Raw genomic sequence first — 19,770 nt, 5'->3', positions numbered from 1 at the left:
TTTTTTTAGATTATTGATATTGAGTTTCAGAATCTGGAAGTGGTACTACATATTCATTTTCTCCCATTGAAATTGTTTGATCTTGTTCAGAAGAGCCTAAAGGTATTGTAGAGGTATTAGTTCTCTTATAGTAAAAAAACAATTGTCCTTCTCCATAAAACTCTTTTTGATATTCCTTTTTAAGTTCTGCATTTATATTAGCACTTGCATCTAGATCTATAAGTCCTCTATTGTATCTAACGGTGTTAATATATTCTATAGCTAAATTAGGGTCTGTTTCAGTTTCAGCAACTATATAATACATTTCTGAAATTCTAATTAAAGGCTGTAAAAATCTAGAAGACATACTTGTATCTGTAACATCAGCATATTTATAAAAAGTTTTATATGTTTTTTCACCAGTAGTTGGTAAAATCCAAGTAGAATTGTAACGATAATCATTTTCGTTATTTTCAAATACATCTGATAGCCTTGTGTTGTTTGGTGTTAAGATGTATTCATCTTGTAGGTGGCTGGCAAAATATTCATCATGACTATCATATAAGTTTACATTTTGAATAGCAAATATTAATTCAGAAGAGAAAACTCTATCAGGATTTGCTCCAGCTGAGATAATACTAGAAGGATCTGTCCACGGAAAATATTCTGAAGCTTGTTCTATTACTATTTTTGCTGCACTATTAGCTTCTACAGTATTTCCTGCATATAAATTTACTCTAGCTTGTAATGCTTTTACAGCAAAATAATTTAGTCTCATATTACGTCTACTTTCATAAAAAGTATTTTCACTACTTTCTATAATACCTGTTTTAATGCTATCGTCTATTAGTAATTCTTCAGCTTTTTTTAAATCTTCTAAAATTAATGTCACAACATCTGATGCTGATAGAATTTTGCCATTTTGTGTGCTAACTTTAGTATAGTAGGGTATAGCTGAGGCTTCAGGAGAAACACTGTAAATAGGACCAAAAACACGTAATAAATCAAAATGCATCATAGCTCTTAAGCCATATGCTTCTCCTTTTATAATGTTAGTTTTGGAAGGGGGTAATGTATTGTATTTATCAATATTTTCTATAAGGTCATTAATATTAAGAATTGCTAAATAGGCTGAAGACCATACATTCTCGAAAGCATATTTTACGTTGGTTTGTTCATATTGATAGGTTACAAATGAATTGTTGCTCCATCTAGAATCAGACACACTGTATTGTTGTGCCAATAGTTCTATGGTGCTCATAGTTAGGTTACCTCCATATAAATTTGAGCTAACTAAATCCATATATATACCGTTTAAGATATTATTAATACCTCCTTCAGTAGTGTATATTTGAGATTCTAGTAATTTATCTTCTGGTTGTACATCTAAATAATCATCACAGGAAAATAAAGTTCCTAAAACAATTATCATAGATATTATTTTAAATATATTTTTTTTCATGATTATGTATGTTAAAATGAAGTATTAATACTAAATGATATTGAACGAGCAAATGGATATTGGATACCTCTTTCAACTTTAATTGAAGAATTTCGGAAAATGTCACTCATATATGCTGTAAAGCGTATATTTTTTAAACCAAGTGCGTCTAACCAAGGTTTTGAATCTGCTCTATAGCCAATACTTATAGATTCTCCAATAAGTACATTTTCATCTTGTACAAAACGAGATGAGATTGGAGTGGTGCTTGTAATTGAAATGGATTTAAATTGAGAAATATCTCCTGGTTCTTGCCATCTGTCATATAGTGCACGTTTATCTTGATTAAGTGTAATATCTGCTGTACTAATGTTTTCAACTTTTTCATATAGGGCGGTGTTAAATGCTTGACCTCCTATTCTATATCTAATATTAAGACCTAAGTTAAAGCCTTTGTAATTGAAAAATGTATTAAATACCCCTTCAATATCAGCTCTAGTGCTACCTACTACAGCTTCATCATCATAATCGTAGTCAAAAGTACTTTGTCCATTTTTCTTAAGAAATACTTCTCTCCCTGTAGTTGGGTCGATACCTAAAGACGGTACAGCCCATATATCATCAGGACTATATCCATCTTTATAGCGTTTTAAAGAGCCACTATTTAAGGCGTCGTCATTTAAACTTTTTAATTTATTACCAAAATCATCATATTCCATATTAACAATTGCTGCTGTTCCACCTATTCTTCAAAATAGTTGATCTTCTAAATTGTTAATTATTTTGTAGTTTATAACAGCTTCCCATCCGTTTACTTTAAGTTTCCCAACATTTAAAGGATAGTTAACCAAACCTGTTGAAGAAGCTAAATCTATAGGCACTACTAATGGATTGGTATTTTTATTATATAAGTTAAATTGGGCATCAAGTTTATTGTTAAACATTACTAAATCTAAACCTAAATTAGTATCAAATGTTCTTTGCCATTCTAAGTCTGCATTTGCATATTGAGTTAATTTAGCTCCTGCACCGTAATAGTTTATTAGGCTATTATATGTGTAAACGGAGGTTGAAGCAACACTTCCAAGGTTTTGGTTTCCAGTATAACCTAATGTTTGTCTTAATCTAAGCACATTTATAACATCTCCTTTAATTCCAAAGTTGTTATGTAGATTCCATCCAAGACCTGCAGACCAAAAAGGAGAGTAGCGTTCTTTGGAGCCGAAAGCCGTTGAACCATCTAATCTATAATTTAAATCTATAAAGTATTTTTTATCAAAAGAATAATTTACAGATGCCATAACATTATTTCTTCTATATTTATTTGTGTAAAAATTAGGTTTGGCATTTAAATCATAACTAAAAGAAAAGCTTGGTTTACCATTAGATCCTGAAGGAAAACCAACCGCTTTTGTAGTATAAGATTCGTTGTTTTGTTCTTCAATTTCAGCTCTTAAATTACCAGTTAAACTATGTTTTTTATTAAATAAATTATGGTAAACTAACATAGCATTTGCTACATAGCTAAAGTTTTCAGAATGTGCATTTGTATATTCTCCTTTTTCAAAAAAACTTACGTTGTCGTATATGGTTTCTTCAGGAGAGATAAATACTTCATTTTCTGTAGTTGATTTTTTAAGTTGAATCCCTGCTTGAACTCTTAAATTGTTGTTTATGGTCCAAATAGATGCTAAATTATTTTGAACTGAAAAACCGTTAGTTTCATCTATATTGTTTAGGGTTGAACTGTATAAAGGATTTACAATGTTGTATCCATAATAACCTCTAACATAGTTACCATATGCAGAAGTTTCTAAATGTCTAGTTATTTCGTTTTCATCATTGTATTTTTTATAGTATGGATTTGCTTGTGCAAATTTTTCAAAAGAACCATAATTAGATTCATTTGCCATAGAACCACTTACATATAATCTATTTGTAATGTTTATTTTATTTTTTCTATAGGTTAAATCTATATTACCACTCCAAATATCTCTACCAGAGCCTTTCATTACACCCTCGTTATCTCTATAACTTAATCCTGTTGAAAAACGTAAAGCATCGCTACCTCCATCTACGTAAACAGAGTGTCTTTGTGTAAAAGCTGTTTGTACTGGTTCATTTAACCAATACGTATCCACGCCTCTTTTAATATCAGCTAGTTTAGCATTATATGCACTATCTAAAGGAATTTGATATGCTGGATCTACAGAGTAATAAGTCCATCTACCAGATAAACGTTCAAATTCTAATTTTTCTTCAGCATTCATTAAGTTGTAATCTGATAAGTCTGGAATATCTACACTAAAATCTCCTGTATAGCTTATGTTTAATTCTCCATCTTTAGACTTCTTGGTTTCAACAACAACTACACCATTTGCTGCTTTTGAACCATATAAAGCTGTAGAGGCTGCATCTTTTAAGATAGTAATAGATTCTACTCTATTCATATCTAAATCTACAATTGTTCTTAAAGTAGTTTCAAAACCATCTAATACAAATAATGGGCTATTTGGATCAGAATCGTATTCATCTCTTAAATCCTCAGTAGATATACTGGTTTGTCCTCTAACTTCAATAGTTGGTAATATATTAGGGTTAGCTCCTTGAATGTTGTTTTCAAGTACTAAAAATGAAGGTTCTATAGTTTTTATACTTTGAATAATATTTTGGTTACCTATTTCTTTTAATTCATTTCCAGAAATGGTTGTAACTGCTCCAGTATAGGTTTCTTTTTGTCGTTCTATAATACCAGTAACAACAACTTCATCTAATTCTGCAACAGCTGTTTTTAGTTGTACATTTATTTCTGTTTTACCATTAACACTAACTTCTTGTGTATTGTAACCAACATAGCTAAATACTAAAGTAGATTCTTTATCTGCTTTTATTGTATAGTTTCCGTCAAAATCTGAAGTGGTTCCTTGTTTGGTCCCTTTTACTAAAATTGTTACACCTGGTAGTGGGTTGTTAAATTCATCTGTAATAACTCCTTTTATTGTTATTTCATTTTGAAAATTAACTGAATGTATAGGGGTAATTAATAAAATACCTTCTTCGTTTTTTTGAATTTTATATGTTTTACCAACAAGTTTAGATATAGCTTCTTCAATATCGGTATCTATAAAGTTTGCTAAAACAACTCTATCAGTATTTAACTCTCTATCACTATAAAAGAAGTCAATATTTGTTTCTTTTTTTATCTCTTTTAAAGCTTCATGTAGTGATACTTTTCCCATATTAATTGTAATTTTTTGAGAAAATGAGAACGCAGTAATACTAGAGAATAGAATTGATAAAATAAGGGATCGTTTCATAAACTGAAGTATTAAAGATTTTTGTTTGCTGGGTAACCTACATATTTCTGCGGTTAACTTTTTTTTCATAAATTTGTATGTTTAGTTAATTAATAATTTATATCCGTAAAGGTTTGATTAGCAAATAAATAATGTCCGGGAAATGTTGGTAGCATTTCTCGGTTTTTTTTGCTAATTTTTTGATATGATTAGCTTGTATTTATCATTGTCTCTGTTTTTATTAATGTTATATTTTAAATTTGCTGTTTCGCTTATCATTTTTAATAAATAATCTACAGGTTTGTTTTTTAAAGCAACTCCTGTAAATGTTTGTTTTTTAATTGAAGGGTCATCAAATTCAATATCAATATTATACCAGCGCCCTATTTTAGTTAGAATTCTATCTAAATTTTCTTTTTCAAAGTAAAATTTCCCTTCTATCCAAGCTGTGTATAGGTTTGAATCTACATTATTAATAGTAATTGATGATTTTCCGTTATCGATTTTTCCTCTTTCTCCCGGTAGCATTATAATCGATTTTTTAGTATTTATTAAACTGGTTAATTTAATTTTTCCTTCTACAAGTGTTGAAGAAAAATAATTATCAGTATTGTATGAGGAAACATTAAATTTTGTTCCTAGAACAGTAATTGAAGCTGAGTTTGTTTCAACTATAAATTCTTTTGAGTTATCTTTTGTTACTTCAAAATATGCTTCACCTGTAAGTTCTACTATGCGTTTGTTACCGGTAAATTTTATAGGGTATTTTAATGAAGATTCTGAATTTATCCAAACATTAGTTCCGTCAGGTAATTCAATTTGGTACATACCTCCCGTAGGAACATATAATGTATTATAGGTTACTTCTTCTGGGGTTGTTTTATCTTTTGTTTTAGGAGCTTTGTCTACAGTATTGTATTGTAAAATGTTATTTGTATTTTTAATTTGTGTGGTATTTGTTGACGCGATTACTGTATTTTTTGTGCTCTCTAAGTCAACAGAGCTTCCGTCACTTAAAATTAAAGTAGCTTTCTTATAACCAGGTTTAATTTGCTTTACAGCATTTTTTGTAATGACTGTTTCATTAAAATTATTTTGATAAATAAAATTTCCAACAGTTAGACATATAATTAATATTGCTGCATATTTTAAGACTGTAGCAAATTTGTTCTTTTTATTGTTTTTTTGTTGGTTAAGAGCTATTTTTTTAGATAATCTATTGTATACAGCCTGTTTATTAGATTGTTTGTAAAGCAATATTTTTTGTTCAATAGCATCACTTTTAATTATTTTTTCAAATAAATCTTTATTAGATTTATTTTTTAGCCAAACTTGAAGTTCTTTCTCTTCTGTACTGTTAATTGTTTGAGATACAGATTTGTATATAAGTTCAGCAATTCTATATGTAGTTAGTTTTTTGGTCATTACTGTTGTTAAATATTGAAAATTATAGCGATTAATTTTAGGTATGACTAAAGAAAAGTAAAAAAGGGTGTAAAAAAAATAATATTTTTTACATAAGGTTAAGAATAATTAAATAGAAGGGCTTGTCTTTTAAGTGACTTTGAAGTAATTTTACTGCACGAGCTCTTTGAGATTTTACAGTATTTATACTTATATTTAAGTCTTCAGCAACATCTTTATATTTAATACCTTCAATGCAACACATTTTAAAAATTTGTCTGCATTTGTCTGGAAGTAGTTCCATTGCATTGATAAAATATTGATGTGTTTCTTCTTCAATTATAAATTGATTGAATTGAGTGTCGTGTAATTCCGTATCTAATTGAACTGTTTTACTGCTTTTTTTTAAATAATCTAACGATGCATTTCTAACTGTTTTGTATAAGTAAGATTTTAGGTTTTGTATGGCGTCTAAATGTTTTCTTTTTTCCCAAACCATTAGCATGGTATTTTCAACAATTTCTTCAGCCGCATATTTTTCTTTAACGTACTGATATGAAAATGCATAGAGACGATCATAAAAAGCATCAAAAATTAATTTAAATGCATTGGTATCACCTTTTTTTAAATTTAAAATCACCTTTCTTATATCCAAAATCACTCAAAACAAATTTAATTTGTAAATATATGTGATTATGGTAAAAAAAAATAATTAATTAAAAGTTTAAACTAAGAATTACAATTCTTATAATTTTTCAAAGCTAACAAAACTATAATCATAGTTGTTTTTTTCATCGGCTTTAAAATCTTGCCTAGAAGTTTCTTTCCAAATTGAAGTGTCTATTTTTGGAAAAAAAGCATCGGCTTCAAATGTATGATGTACAAATGTTAAGTCTAATTTGTCAGCAATATCAATAGCTTGTTTGTAAATTTCTGCGCCACCTAAAATAAAAGGGTTTTCATCTTCTGCTGCGGCTTTTATGGCTTCTTCTAAAGAATTTACAACAATACAACCTTCAACTTTATAATTTTTATTTCTTGAAATTATAATTGAAGTTCTATTAGGAAGTGGTTTACCAAGTGATTCAAAAGTTTTTCTTCCCATAATAATATGGTGATTTAAAGTAACTTGTTTAAATCTTTTTAAATCTGCTGGTAAATGCCAAATAAGTTTGTTGTCTTTTCCTAAAGCATTATTTTTAGCTATTGCAGCAATAATAGTGATCATTCGTTTTTTTTAATGTTTGGTAGCTTTTGTTGTTCTTTTTCAATTACTTCTGAAGCATAACTTTCACTTTCAGCTTTTCTTTTACCTTCTTCTGCTATTTTTTTTTCGAGTTTAGCTATTTTTACTTCTTGTTTTAGAACTAATTTTTCGGTTTGTTTACGTTCCCATTCTTTGTTCATAAACTTGTTGGTAATAAAAACATTGATAAAATGTAATATAAATAAGAAAAACCAAGTTAAAATTGCCCAAACAAACCAATCGTACTGTTCCCAAACTTTAACAAATTTATTAAGGATGATTAAAAAAACAGACCCGATTAAAAAAATTACAAAATGTAAGTAAAGGCGTTTTTTTTGTTTGATGCGTTTTCTTGCATTCTCATACAATTCAAATTGTTCATTCATAATCTAACTAGTTTTACATATTTTTAACCCATTCTTTTATATAGTTAGTATAATCTTCTGTTTCATTAGCTTCAGAAAGCTTATCGTTAGCAGAGGTTAGAAATTTTGAAATATTTTTATCTGAAGCATTTAAAAGAACATTTATTGATTTTAACAAATTAATGTCTTCAATTTCAATAATTCTTTGAATAATTTTGTTTTTAAGTTGTATAGAGTCCATGTTGTTTTTTTATGCTTAACGTTTACTTTTCTATAATATTATACAGAAACTGCACCTTTAATATGTGGGTGCGGATTGTAATTTACTAAGGTAAAATCTTCAAAGTTAAAATCAAAAATATTTTTAATATTTGGGTTTATTTTCATTTGAGGGAGCTCCTTTGGTTCTCTAGATAACTGTAGTGCTACTTGTTCGCTGTGGTTGCTGTATATGTGTGCATCTCCAAAGGTGTGTATAAAATCTCCATAACCTAATCCACAAACTTGTGCCATCATCATAGTTAATAAGGCGTAAGAAGCAATGTTAAATGGAACTCCTAAGAAAATATCTGCACTGCGTTGGTATAATTGGCAAGATAGTTTTCCATCTGTTACATAAAATTGAAAAAAAGCATGGCAGGGTGGAAGCGCAGCTTTTCCGTTTGCTACATTTTCAGAAAATGAAATACTTGTATCGGGTAATACACTCGGATTCCAAGCTGTTACTAACATTCTTCTGCTGTCTGGGTTTGTTTTTATAGTATTAATTACTTCTGTAATTTGGTCTATACCTTCACTATTCCAATTACGCCATTGATGTCCGTAAACAGGACCTAAATCACCATTTTCATTAGCCCATGCATCCCAAATTTTTACGCCGTTTTCTTTTAAATAATCTATGTTTGTTGCTCCTTTTAAAAACCAAAGAAGCTCATGAATTATAGATTTTAAATGTAATTTTTTTGTGGTTACCATTGGAAACCCTTTACTTAAATCAAATCGCATTTGATAGCCAAAAACGCTTTTTGTACCTGTTCCTGTTCTATCTTCTTTTACCGTTCCATTTTCTTGAACGTGTTTTATTAAATCTAAATATTGTTTCATTTATGCTGTTTAAAATTTTAAAAGTTAAATATGTTATAAGATTTATAACCATTCAACTTTTTGTACATTTCAATATAAAAAATTACCCAATAATCATTCCTGCAATTGTAGCGGATAGTAATGAAGCAATTGAACCTCCAATTAATGCTTTCATTCCAAATTCTGAAAGTGTTTTGCGTTGTCCAGGAGCTAAAGATCCAATACCTCCAATTTGGATTCCGATGGATGCAAAATTTGCAAATCCACAAAGCATATAGGTTGCCATAATTACAGATTTATTGTAGGTGAAATGAGTAATGTTTGCAACGTTTTTAAGTTCGGCTAATTGTATGTAGCCAACAAATTCACTTGCTGCTAATTTTACACCTAATAACTGGCCCATTAGCATAATATCTTCTTTAGCTACACCAATTAACCACATTAATGGTGCAAAAATAGTTCCTAAAATAGCTTCTAAAGTAAATTTTTGATAGGGTGTGTTTGCTACCATCCATTCATTTAAATTGGTTATATCTCCAACCCAACCTAGCATTCCGTTTAGCATTGCAATAATGGCTACAAATACCAAAAGCATAGCGGCAACATTTGCTGCTAATTTTAAACCTTCTGTTGTTCCGTTTGCAATAGCATCTAAAATATTAGAGCCAATTTTATCTTGTGATACGTGTACATCTGTATTTATACTTTCAGTTTGTGGGTATAGAATTTTAGATATTACTATTGCTCCAGGCGCTGCCATAACAGAAGCGGCTAATAAGTGTTTTGCAAAATGCAATCTAAGTTCAGGATCATTTCCGCCCAGAAAACCAATATAGGCAGCTAAAACACCACCGGCTACTGTAGCCATACCACCAATCATAACTAATAATATTTCAGAACGATTCATACGTTCTAAATATGCTTTTATCATTAAAGGAGCTTCTGTTTGTCCTAAAAATATGTTACCTGCAACAGACAAGCTTTCTGCTCCAGAAATATGCAATAATTTTGTAAGTAGCCAAGCTAAACCTTTTACTATTATTTGAATAATACCTAAGTAAAATAATAAAGAGGTTAAAGCCGAAAAGAAAATGATAGTAGGTAAAATTTGAAATACAAATATAAAACCGTATGATTCTATATTCATTAAACCTCCAAATAAAAATTCGCTACCAGCAGCTGTATAGTCTAATATATTTGTGAAAATACTTCCTACAAATTCAAAAATTGCTTGTACAAAAGGAACTTTTAAAACACCTATAGCTATTAAAAGTTGAGCTGTTAAACCGGCTCCTACAGTTTTCCATTTAATTGCTTTTTTATTACTACTAAATAAGTAGGCTACAATTAATAAAGAAAGCATTCCTAAAATTCCCCTCCATAAAGAAGTGATTGAAAAACCTTGATTTTCTATTATTATATTTGATGTAATTTCTTGTGAATTTGCAGTTGTAATACTGAAAAATAGCAGTGTAGCTAAACCAATTTTTTTTATCATTTTTGAAGTTTGATTATTGGGTACGTTTATTAATTTCATCACGAATTTTTGCAGCTAATTCGTAATCTTCGTCTTGAACAGCTTTTTCTAATTTTTCGTTTAATTGTTTTAAGGAAACTTTTGAATAAGCAGATTCTTTAATAGGTTCAGGTTCTTCAATTAATTTTTCGATACCTAAATCATCTTCTTCTGTTGGACTTAACTCATCTTTCATTTTTAAATAAATACCTGCTTTATCTAAAATGTTTTCATACGTATAAATTGGAGCACTAAAACGGGTAGCTAAAGCAATAGCATCTGAAGTTCGAGTGTCTATAATTTCTTCAATTTTATCGCGCTCGCAAATTAAACTAGAGTAAAAAACACCATCTACTAATTTGTGAATAATTACTTGTTTTATTTTAATTTGAAACCTGTCTGCAAAAGTTTTAAATAAATCGTGTGTTAAAGGTCTTGGAGGTTTAATCTCTTTTTCAAGAGCTATAGCAATTGATTGTGCTTCAAAAGCACCAATTACAATTGGTAACGTTCTGTTTCCTTCTTCTTCACTTAAAACTAATGCATAAGCACCACTCTGTGTTTGACTGTATGATATTCCTTTTATATTTAGACGAACTAAACTCATAAATTAAAATTAGCAAAAAAAGCTGCCTAATCAAAGGACAGTTGGCCCAAAAATTAGACAGCCTTGTTAAGAGGCACAATTTAATAAAATTATGCGTTATTTGCTTTAAATTTTTTTAACTTTTCAATTAATTTAGGAACTACTTCAAAAGCATCTCCTATAATACCGTAATCTGCGGCCTTAAAAAAGGGTGCTTCGGCATCGGTATTTATAACTACTTTTACTTTAGATGAGTTAATACCTGCTAAATGTTGAATTGCTCCAGAAATACCAATAGCAATATATAAATTTGAAGCTACTGGTTTTCCGGTTTGTCCAACATGTTCGCTATGTGGTCTCCATCCTAAGTCTGAAACTGGTTTAGAACAAGCTGTTGCAGCATTTAAAACTGAAGCTAATTCTTCAATCATTCCCCAATTTTCAGGTCCTTTTAATCCACGTCCGCCTGAAACTACAATATCTGCATCGGCAATTGTTACTTTACCTGTTGTTTGTTCTATAGATTCTGAAGTTAAATTGCTGCTTGTAAGTTCTGGTGTAAAACTTTCGGTTGTGCCTGAAACTTCATTTTCAAAAATTCCATAAGAGTTTTTAGCTAATGATATTACTTTTATAGCTGTTGAAATTTCACAATTATTAAAAGCTTTATTAGAAAAGGCTTTGCGTTTTACTATAAAAGGTGTTGTTGAACTTGGTAGAGCTACTGTGTTGCTTGCATATCCTGCATTTATGTTAACAGCTATCAAAGGGGCTGCGTAGAGTGCATTAGCATTTGAATCTAAAATTACAACTTCAACATTTTCTTTTTCTACAGCTTGTTTAACTATGTTTGCTATTGTTTTGGCATTAAAAGTAGTTAAAGCTTCATTAGAAACATTTAATACTTTTTCGGCACCATATTTATAGAGTGTTTCGTTATCAGTAGTATTTACTGTTAAAACAACTAAATTGGTATTTAATTGTTCAGCAACTTTTTTTCCATAAGAAGTAACTTCAAACGATGATTTTTTAAATTTTCCGTTAGATGATTCGGCTAAAACTAAAACTGACATATATTTTTATTTTGTTTAATCGTTTAACTGTTTAACTGTTTAACTGTTTTTACACAATATAACAAATACACAATTTAACAGAAATTAATTATATTACTTTTGCTTCGTTGTGTAACAAGTTAATTAACTCATCTACATTATCGGCATCTACTAATTTGCAAGCAGATTTTGCTGTTGGTTTTTCAAATGAGGTTGTAGCGGTTGCAGTATCATTTGTTGTTGGTTCTATTATGGTTAAAGGTTTTTTACGAGCCATCATAATACCACGCATATTTGGAATACGTAAGTCTTTTTCTTCAACAAGACCTTTTTGTCCAGCAATTACTAAAGGTAAATTACACGTTAAAACTTCTTTTCCACCATCTATTTCTCTTGCAATTGTTGCTTTTTCGCCTTCAATTTCTAAGCTAACACAAGCGTTTACAAAATTGTAATCTAGCAATCCAGCTATCATTCCAGGAACCATTCCTCCATTATAATCGATAGATTCTTTTCCGGCTAATATTAGATTGTAAGTGTCGTTTTTAATTACTTCAGCTAATTCTTTTGCTACAGTAAACCCATCGGTAGCAGGTGTATTAATTCTAATAGCATTATCTGCTCCAATAGCTAAAGCTTTACGTAAAGTAGGTTCTATAGAGGCGTCTCCAACAGATATTACGGTAACACTTGCACCTTGTTTTTCTTTAAACCACATAGCGCGGGTTAAAGCAAATTCGTCATACGGATTAATAACATATTGTACGCCATTACTATCAAATTTTGTATCATTTTCGACAAAATTTATTTTTGAAGTAGTATCTGGAACGTTACTTATACAAACTAATATTTTCATTTTGTTATTTATTTGATTTTTTTATATAAAAATAACGATTTTTAATGTTATTTTTTTACGAATATACTACTTTTTTTCAAAAATGCTATGCGTGCATAATAAAATTTTATTAAGTATTATTTTTTTGATAGTAAAATTAGAAATGCTTACTTTTGCAATTCCATAAAAAAAATATAATGAAGACAATACAATTTAGAGAAGCTATTTGCGAGGCAATGAGTGAAGAAATGCGTCGCGATGAATCTATTTTTTTAATAGGTGAAGAAGTTGCTGAATATAATGGTGCATACAAAGCGTCTAAAGGAATGTTAGATGAATTTGGAGCAAAAAGAGTTATTGATTCTCCAATTGCAGAATTAGGTTTTACAGGTATTGCTGTTGGTTCAGCAATGAATGGGAATAGGCCAATTGTAGAGTTTATGACCTTTAATTTTTCTTTGGTTGGTATCGACCAAATTATTAATAATGCTGCTAAAATTAGACAAATGTCTGGTGGACAGTTAAATTGTCCAATTGTTTTTAGAGGACCAACAGGTTCTGCAGGGCAATTAGGTGCAACACACTCTCAAGCATTTGAAAATTGGTTTGCTAATACTCCTGGTTTAAAAGTTGTTGTACCATCAAATCCTTATGATGCAAAAGGTTTATTAAAAGCAGCAATTAGAGATGATGATCCAGTAATTTTTATGGAGTCTGAACAGATGTATGGTGATAAAATGGAAATTCCTGAAGGAGAATATATTATACCAATTGGTGTTGCAGATATTAAAAGAGAAGGTACAGATGTAACAATTGTTTCTTTCGGTAAAATTATTAAAGAAGCTTATAAAGCAGCAGATGTTCTTGAAAAAGAAGGTGTTTCTTGCGAGATTATAGATATGCGTACTGTTAGACCAATGGATTTTGAAGCTATTTTTACTTCAGTTAAAAAAACTAATAGATTGGTTATTTTAGAAGAAGCTTGGCCTTTTGCTAGTGTTTCATCAGAAATTACTTTTCAAGTACAAGAAAATGTGTTTGATCACTTAGATGCGCCAATTAGAAGAATTACTACAGCAGATACACCTGCAGCATATTCTCCAGTTTTAATGGAAGAATGGTTGCCAAACTTTAACGATGTTGTTAAAGCTGTAAAAGACGTTATGTATATAAAATAAAGACGTATTATTTGCGTTATTAAATCCTTTCAAGTGTTACTTGAAAGGATTTTTTATTTCAAACGTCTATTTTAACCCATTTAAACAATAGACTAATTTGACCCTAAAATACAATAGGTATTAAAATGAAGAGAATTTTTAAAGTTATATACATCCTTTTTTTGTTTATTTTTTCAATGAGTTTTGCTCAAGTTAAAGTTAGCGGTGTGGTTGTAGATGAGCAAAACGAATCAATTCCGTTTGCAAATATTATGTTTGTAGATTCTAATGTAGGAACGGTTTCAGATGAGAATGGTAAGTTTTACTTAGAATCAAACATTACATATACAGGAATAGAAGTATCGTTTTTAGGGTATGAAACAAAAATAATTCCTATAAAAAGTAGAGATTTTAATTTAACAATAGTTTTAAAAGAAGCTGCCGCTCAATTAGATGAAGTTTTTATTTATACCGGAAACGTTAAGAAAAAAGGAAATCCCGCTATTGAAATTCTAAAAAAAGTTTGGGCAAAAGAACGTAAAAATGGAATTTACTTATTTGATCAGTATCAATATGAAAAGTATGAGAAACTAGAGTTTGATATGAATAATGTGGACAGTGCTTTTATGGAAAAGAAACTGTTTAAAGGAATGGAATTTATTTTTAAAAATATTGATACTTCAAACATAACAGGAAAAGCATTTTTGCCAATTTTTATTAACGAATCTGTTTATAATTCTTATGGAAAGAATAAAAACGGTGAAAAATTTCGTGAAGATTTAGTTGCTAATAAAAATTCGGGTTTTAACTCGAATCAAAATGTAATTGCATTTATCAAAGATTTGTATGTAGATTATAATGTATATGATAGTTATATTAAAATTTTTGATAAAAGCTTTGTAAGCCCAATTTCTAAGGCGGCAGGAATTTCAACTTATAATTATATATTGGCAGATAGTGCTTATGTAGATAATAAATGGTGTTATAATATTCTGTATTATCCGAGAAGAAAAAGTGAATTAACTTTTAAAGGAGATTTTTGGGTTAACGATACCACCTTTGCAATTAAAGAAATTAATATGCAGGCAACCAGAAGTGCCAATATTAACTGGGTTAAAGATATTTATATAGAACAAGAATTTGACGTGTTAAATGATTCTGTTTTTTTATTAAAAAGAGATTATATGTTGTCTGATTTTAGTTTAAATAAAAAAGACAAATCTAAAGGAGTTTATGGTAGAAGAACCACTATGTATAAAGACTATAAATTCGATCAGCCTAAAGATGCAAGTTTCTATAATGAAGAGGTTAATGTATACGATCAAAAAATTTATAATAAAGAAGATGCCTACTGGAGTGTTAATAGGCAAGAAAAATTAAACGATAATGAGCTTGGAATTTATAAAATGTTAGATACGCTGACAACGGTTCCAAAGTTTAAGAAAATGTATAATGCCGTTTCAATATTAGGTTCTGGATATATAGAGTTTAATAATTTCGATTATGGGTCTATCTATTCAACTTTTGGTAAAAATGATGTTGAAGGGTTACGTTTGCGTGTTGGTGGAAGAACGTATTTAGGTGGAAACGAACCTTGGCGTTTGCAAGGGTATACCGCTTATGGTTTTGATGATGATAAATTCAAATACGGCATGTCTGGTAAGTGGATGGTAAACCCGAAAAGTAGATTTATTATTGGTGGTGGAAACAGGAGAGATGTAGAGCAAATAGGTGTAAGTTTAACGACAACAAATGATGTTTTAGGACGAAGTTTTGCTTCATCGTCATTTTTTGCAAGCGGAGATAATAGTAAATTAACATCTATAAATTTATCAAATGTTTTTATGTCTATAGAGCCAAAAAAGAATTTGTTATTTAGAATTGGAGCATCTTATAGAACCTTAGTTACTGCTTCTCCAGAAACATTTAATCTAGATTATTGGGTAGATAAACAAAATGATTTAAAAAAATCTGATATTATCCAATCTGAAATAGATTTTTCAATAAGATATACACCAAATAGAAAAACAATTGGTTATGGTGTAGAAAGAAATGAAGTTTCAGATACGTATTCTACATTATTTTTAAATTATTCACAAGGAATAAAAGGAGTTTTTAATAGTGATTTTGATTATCATAAATTACAATTTTATTACCGTCAGCCAATTTTAATTGGTGGTTTTGGAAGAATGTTTACCACTTTTGAAGTAGGTAAAACATTTGGAGAAGTTCCGTTAGGGTTGTTAAATGTAGTTCCTGGAAATCAATCTTATTTTACAATTGAAAATACCTATGCTTTATTAGATTATTACGAATTTGTAACAGATACATACGCTTCACTTCATATTGAACATAGTTTTAATGGGCGTTTTTTATCTAGAATTCCGCTATTAAGAAAATTAAATTTAAGAGAAATTGTTGGTGTTAAAGGTGTTTGGGGAGAAATATCAGATAAAAATATAGCTCTAAATGCTTCAAACATAAATTATGTAGCACCCACAAAAGGTTACTACGAGTATAGTGTTGGAATAGGTAATATTTTTAAAGTATTTAGAATAGATTTTAGTTGGAGAGGTAATTATTTAGACGTTCCAAATGCTAATAAATTTGCCATAAAAGGAGCTTTTGGGTTTCATTTTTAAAAATCATGTTAAAAAATGCCTATGTAAAAGTATCATTTTTGTACTTTTGCCGAAAATAAAATATAAAATGACTGCTAAATCTAAAAAACCGTTAACATTTGATGTGTTAATTGAAATTCCAAAAGGAAGTAGAAATAAATATGAATACGACTTTGCATTGAACAAAATTAGGTTCGATAGAATGTTATTTTCATCTATGATGTATCCAGGAGATTATGGGTTTATTCCAGAATCATTAGCATTGGACAAAGATCCTTTAGATGTTTTAGTATTAGGTACTGAACCAACCTTTCCTATGGTTGTAATGGAAGTTAGACCAATTGGAGTTTTCCATATGACTGATGAAAAAGGGCCAGATGAAAAAATAATTTGTGTGCCAGTTTCAGATCCAATTTGGAATAATAGAAAAGATATACACGATTTAAATCCACATAGATTGAAAGAAATTGAACACTTCTTTCAGGTTTATAAAGATTTAGAAAAGAAGAAAGTAGATGTTGGTGGCTGGGGTAATGCCGAAGAAGCCGTAAAAATCTATCATGAATGTATCGCTAGATACAATAATAGTGAGCACAAGAAAAAAAGAACATTTACAATTTAGTAAAAGTATAATTTACAAACCAGTTTTAAAAAGCTGGTTTTTTTAATGTTATATTTTTTGCTACTTTGTGTGCAACTAAAAAAATTATTAATTAAATTATTTAAATAAACAATGGAATATATTGTAAAATTTTTACCTCTTTTTGGGGTTTTAGCGCTTGTATTTGTAGTACTAAAAAACGCTTGGGTGTCAAAACAAGATGGAGGAAATGAGAAAATGTTAAAAATTGCTAAACATATTGCAGATGGTGCAATGTCTTTTTTAAAGGCAGAATATAAAATACTATTTATTTTTGTAATAGCTGTAGCAATTTTATTGTATTTAAAAGGAACTTACGATGTTGGTTCTCATGGTATGGTTGCTGTTTCATTTATTATAGGAGCAATTTGTTCTGCATTAGCTGGTTTTATTGGTATGAAAGTAGCAACAAAGGCAAATGTTAGAACAACACAGGCTGCAACAACATCTTTAGAAAAAGCTTTGGAAGTTGCATTTGCAGGTGGAGCTGTTATGGGGTTAGGTGTTGTTGGTTTAGGAGTACTTGGTTTAAGCGGATTGTTTATAATTTATCAAGGAATTTGGCCTGGACAAGAAAATCTTGCTATGGTTTTAAATATACTTTCAGGGTTTTCATTAGGTGCTTCTTCAATTGCTTTATTTGCACGTGTTGGTGGTGGTATTTATACAAAAGCAGCCGATGTTGGAGCTGATTTAGTAGGTAAAGTAGAAGCAGGAATTCCTGAAGATCATCCATTAAATCCTGCTACTATTGCCGATAACGTTGGTGATAATGTAGGTGATGTTGCTGGTATGGGAGCAGATTTATTCGAATCTTATGTCGGTTCAATTATTGGAACAATGGTTTTAGGAGCTATTTATGCTACATTACCAGAATTTCAAGCTTCTTTTAATGGTTTAGGCGCTGTATATTTACCTTTAGTATTAGCTGCTATTGGTATTGTAATGTCTATTATTGGAACTTTCTTTGTGAGAGTAAAAGATGGAGGAAACCCTCAAACTGCATTGAATATTGGAGAATTTGGTTCTGCAGGTTTAATGTTAGTAGCATCGTATTTTATTATTCAACAAATGTTGCCAGCTTCTTGGGTAGATGCTGGAATTACTTATACTTCTATGGGTGTGTTTTGGGCAACTATAGCAGGTTTAGCTGCAGGTTTAGCTGTTGGTAAAGTAACCGAATATTATACCGGTACAGGTACAAAGCCAGTTCTTTCAATTGTAAAACAATCTGAAACAGGTTCTGCAACAAATATTATTGCAGGTTTAGGTGTTGGTATGATGTCTACAATGCTACCAATATTATTAATTGCAGCAGCCATTATAGTTTCTCACCATTTCGCTGGTTTATATGGAATCGCAATTGCAGCTGTTGGTATGTTAGCCAATACAGGTATTCAATTAGCAGTTGATGCTTATGGACCAATTTCTGATAATGCTGGTGGTATTGCTGAAATGTCTGAACTTCCAAAAGAAGTGCGTGAAAGAACCGATAAGTTAGATGCAGTTGGAAATACTACCGCAGCTATTGGAAAAGGATTTGCAATTGCTTCTGCAGCTTTAACGGCGTTGGCATTATTTGCTGCATTTATGAAAACTGCAAAAATAACTTCAATTGACGTTTCTCGTCCAGATATTATGGCAGGTTTATTAATAGGGGGTATGTTGCCTTTTGTTTTTTCTGCATTATCTATGAAAGCTGTAGGGCGTGCTGCAATGTCTATGATTGAAGAGGTGCGTCGTCAGTTTAAAGATATTCCACAGTTAAAAGCTGCATTAGAAGTTATGCGTAAATATGATACAGATATGTCTAAAGCAACGCCAGAAGATAGAAGAATATTTGATGAAGCTGATGGGTATGCTGAATATGAAAAATGTGTAGAGATTTCTACAGAAGCTTCAATTAGAGAAATGGTATTACCTGGTTTATTAGCGTTGGTAGTTCCTGTATTAGTTGGCTTTGTAGGTGGTGCAGAAATGTTAGGAGGACTTTTAGCAGGTGTTACAACGTCAGGAGTTTTAATGGCCATTTTTCAATCAAATGCTGGTGGAGCGTGGGATAATGCTAAAAAAATGATTGAAGAACAAGGTAAAAAAGGTACTGAAGCTCATAAAGCTGCTGTTGTAGGTGATACTGTAGGTGATCCATTTAAAGATACTTCAGGACCTTCTTTAAATATTTTATTAAAATTAATGTCGGTTGTTGCTTTAGTTATTGCGCCTAGTATTGCTGTAGATACTGATGCAGTAACTGCATATGCTAATGAAAATACTCCAAATGAAGTTGTAGCTGATTTAGTAGAGCTGTCTAAAGATGTAGAAGTTACACTAACTGTAAATAGTGATAATACTATGAATGCAGTAGTAGTTACAGATACTTTAAAAAATGGTGAAATAATAACGGTTAAAGAAGAGTTTACAGGAACAGAAGAAGAAATAACATCTAAATTAAAAGATTTAGAAGGTAGACAAGTAAACGTTAATATTACAAAAGTTGAAAAAGTAAAAGAAGTTATGTAAACAATAACTAAATTTTTTTTAAAAATTAA

17 protein-coding genes are annotated in these 19,770 nt (G+C 30.2%); 4 read left to right on the top strand and 13 right to left on the bottom strand.

Annotation, left to right across the window (positions count from 1 at the left end):
- Nucleotides 1–10: 10 nt before the first annotated feature.
- From MKD41_RS09110 to MKD41_RS09050, 13 genes are all read right to left on the bottom strand, one after another.
- A complete protein-coding gene (locus MKD41_RS09110) occupies nucleotides 11–1,441 on the bottom strand; it encodes a RagB/SusD family nutrient uptake outer membrane protein (RefSeq protein ID WP_240241988.1) in 1,431 nt (476 codons plus the stop codon).
- Between the two features lie 11 nt (nucleotides 1,442–1,452).
- Complete coding sequence (locus MKD41_RS09105) at nucleotides 1,453–2,139, bottom strand: hypothetical protein (protein WP_240241987.1); 687 nt, start codon at nucleotides 2,137–2,139, stop codon at nucleotides 1,453–1,455.
- 30 nt (nucleotides 2,140–2,169) lie between these two features.
- The gene (locus tag MKD41_RS09100; RefSeq protein ID WP_240241986.1) at nucleotides 2,170–4,737 is read right to left on the bottom strand and encodes a SusC/RagA family TonB-linked outer membrane protein; all 2,568 of its coding nucleotides are present in this window, start codon (nucleotides 4,735–4,737) and stop codon (nucleotides 2,170–2,172) included.
- 171 nt (nucleotides 4,738–4,908) lie between these two features.
- Nucleotides 4,909–6,141, bottom strand: a complete 1,233-nt coding sequence (locus MKD41_RS09095; protein ID WP_240241985.1) for a FecR family protein — start codon at nucleotides 6,139–6,141, stop codon at nucleotides 4,909–4,911.
- 88 nt (nucleotides 6,142–6,229) lie between these two features.
- Nucleotides 6,230–6,781 carry an RNA polymerase sigma factor gene (locus MKD41_RS09090; RefSeq protein WP_240241984.1) on the bottom strand — a complete coding sequence of 184 codons (552 nt, stop codon included), beginning with the start codon at nucleotides 6,779–6,781 and terminating at the stop codon, nucleotides 6,230–6,232.
- Between the two features lie 84 nt (nucleotides 6,782–6,865).
- The gene (locus MKD41_RS09085; protein ID WP_240241983.1) at nucleotides 6,866–7,348 is read right to left on the bottom strand and encodes a dihydrofolate reductase; all 483 of its coding nucleotides are present in this window, start codon (nucleotides 7,346–7,348) and stop codon (nucleotides 6,866–6,868) included.
- Entirely contained in the window at nucleotides 7,345–7,752 is a 408-nt protein-coding gene (locus MKD41_RS09080; protein WP_240241982.1) for a 2TM domain-containing protein, read from the bottom strand. Before MKD41_RS09080 ends, MKD41_RS09085 begins: the two co-directional genes overlap by 4 nt.
- Nucleotides 7,753–7,765: 13 nt before the next feature.
- Nucleotides 7,766–7,972 (bottom strand): hypothetical protein, encoded by a 207-nt coding sequence (locus tag MKD41_RS09075; protein ID WP_240241981.1) that lies wholly within the window; start codon nucleotides 7,970–7,972, stop codon nucleotides 7,766–7,768.
- Nucleotides 7,973–8,010: 38 nt separating this feature from the next.
- Nucleotides 8,011–8,835: a thymidylate synthase gene (locus MKD41_RS09070; protein ID WP_240241980.1), complete on the bottom strand. Its 825-nt coding sequence runs from the start codon at nucleotides 8,833–8,835 to the stop codon at nucleotides 8,011–8,013.
- An 82-nt stretch (nucleotides 8,836–8,917) separates the two neighbouring features.
- On the bottom strand, nucleotides 8,918–10,312 hold the full coding sequence (locus MKD41_RS09065; protein ID WP_240241979.1) for a NupC/NupG family nucleoside CNT transporter: 1,395 nt from the start codon (nucleotides 10,310–10,312) through the stop codon (nucleotides 8,918–8,920).
- Nucleotides 10,313–10,325: 13 nt separating this feature from the next.
- Entirely contained in the window at nucleotides 10,326–10,937 is a 612-nt protein-coding gene (locus MKD41_RS09060) for a bifunctional nuclease family protein (RefSeq protein ID WP_240241978.1), read from the bottom strand.
- Between the two features lie 89 nt (nucleotides 10,938–11,026).
- Nucleotides 11,027–11,989 (bottom strand): electron transfer flavoprotein subunit alpha/FixB family protein, encoded by a 963-nt coding sequence (locus MKD41_RS09055; RefSeq protein ID WP_240241977.1) that lies wholly within the window; start codon nucleotides 11,987–11,989, stop codon nucleotides 11,027–11,029.
- 88 nt (nucleotides 11,990–12,077) lie between these two features.
- Nucleotides 12,078–12,824, bottom strand: a complete 747-nt coding sequence (locus MKD41_RS09050) for an electron transfer flavoprotein subunit beta/FixA family protein (protein WP_240241976.1) — start codon at nucleotides 12,822–12,824, stop codon at nucleotides 12,078–12,080.
- Nucleotides 12,825–13,000: 176 nt separating this feature from the next.
- On the opposite strand from MKD41_RS09050, the gene MKD41_RS09045 reads away from it, so the two are divergent.
- The 4 genes from MKD41_RS09045 to MKD41_RS09030 all read left to right on the top strand — a co-directional run bounded on the left by MKD41_RS09045 (nucleotide 13,001) and on the right by MKD41_RS09030 (nucleotide 19,741).
- Nucleotides 13,001–13,981 (top strand): pyruvate dehydrogenase complex E1 component subunit beta, encoded by a 981-nt coding sequence (locus tag MKD41_RS09045; protein ID WP_240241975.1) that lies wholly within the window; start codon nucleotides 13,001–13,003, stop codon nucleotides 13,979–13,981.
- A gap of 125 nt (nucleotides 13,982–14,106) precedes the next feature.
- Complete coding sequence (locus MKD41_RS09040; protein ID WP_240241974.1) at nucleotides 14,107–16,602, top strand: DUF5686 and carboxypeptidase-like regulatory domain-containing protein; 2,496 nt, start codon at nucleotides 14,107–14,109, stop codon at nucleotides 16,600–16,602.
- Nucleotides 16,603–16,669: 67 nt separating this feature from the next.
- On the top strand, nucleotides 16,670–17,203 hold the full coding sequence (locus MKD41_RS09035; protein ID WP_240241973.1) for an inorganic diphosphatase: 534 nt from the start codon (nucleotides 16,670–16,672) through the stop codon (nucleotides 17,201–17,203).
- Nucleotides 17,204–17,314: 111 nt separating this feature from the next.
- Nucleotides 17,315–19,741: a sodium-translocating pyrophosphatase gene (locus MKD41_RS09030; protein WP_240241972.1), complete on the top strand. Its 2,427-nt coding sequence runs from the start codon at nucleotides 17,315–17,317 to the stop codon at nucleotides 19,739–19,741.
- Nucleotides 19,742–19,770 lie beyond the last annotated feature (29 nt).

Source organism: Lutibacter sp. A64, assembly GCF_022429565.1.
Taxonomy (GTDB): domain Bacteria; phylum Bacteroidota; class Bacteroidia; order Flavobacteriales; family Flavobacteriaceae; genus Lutibacter.
This window is presented reverse-complemented; position numbering and strand designations above follow the sequence as displayed.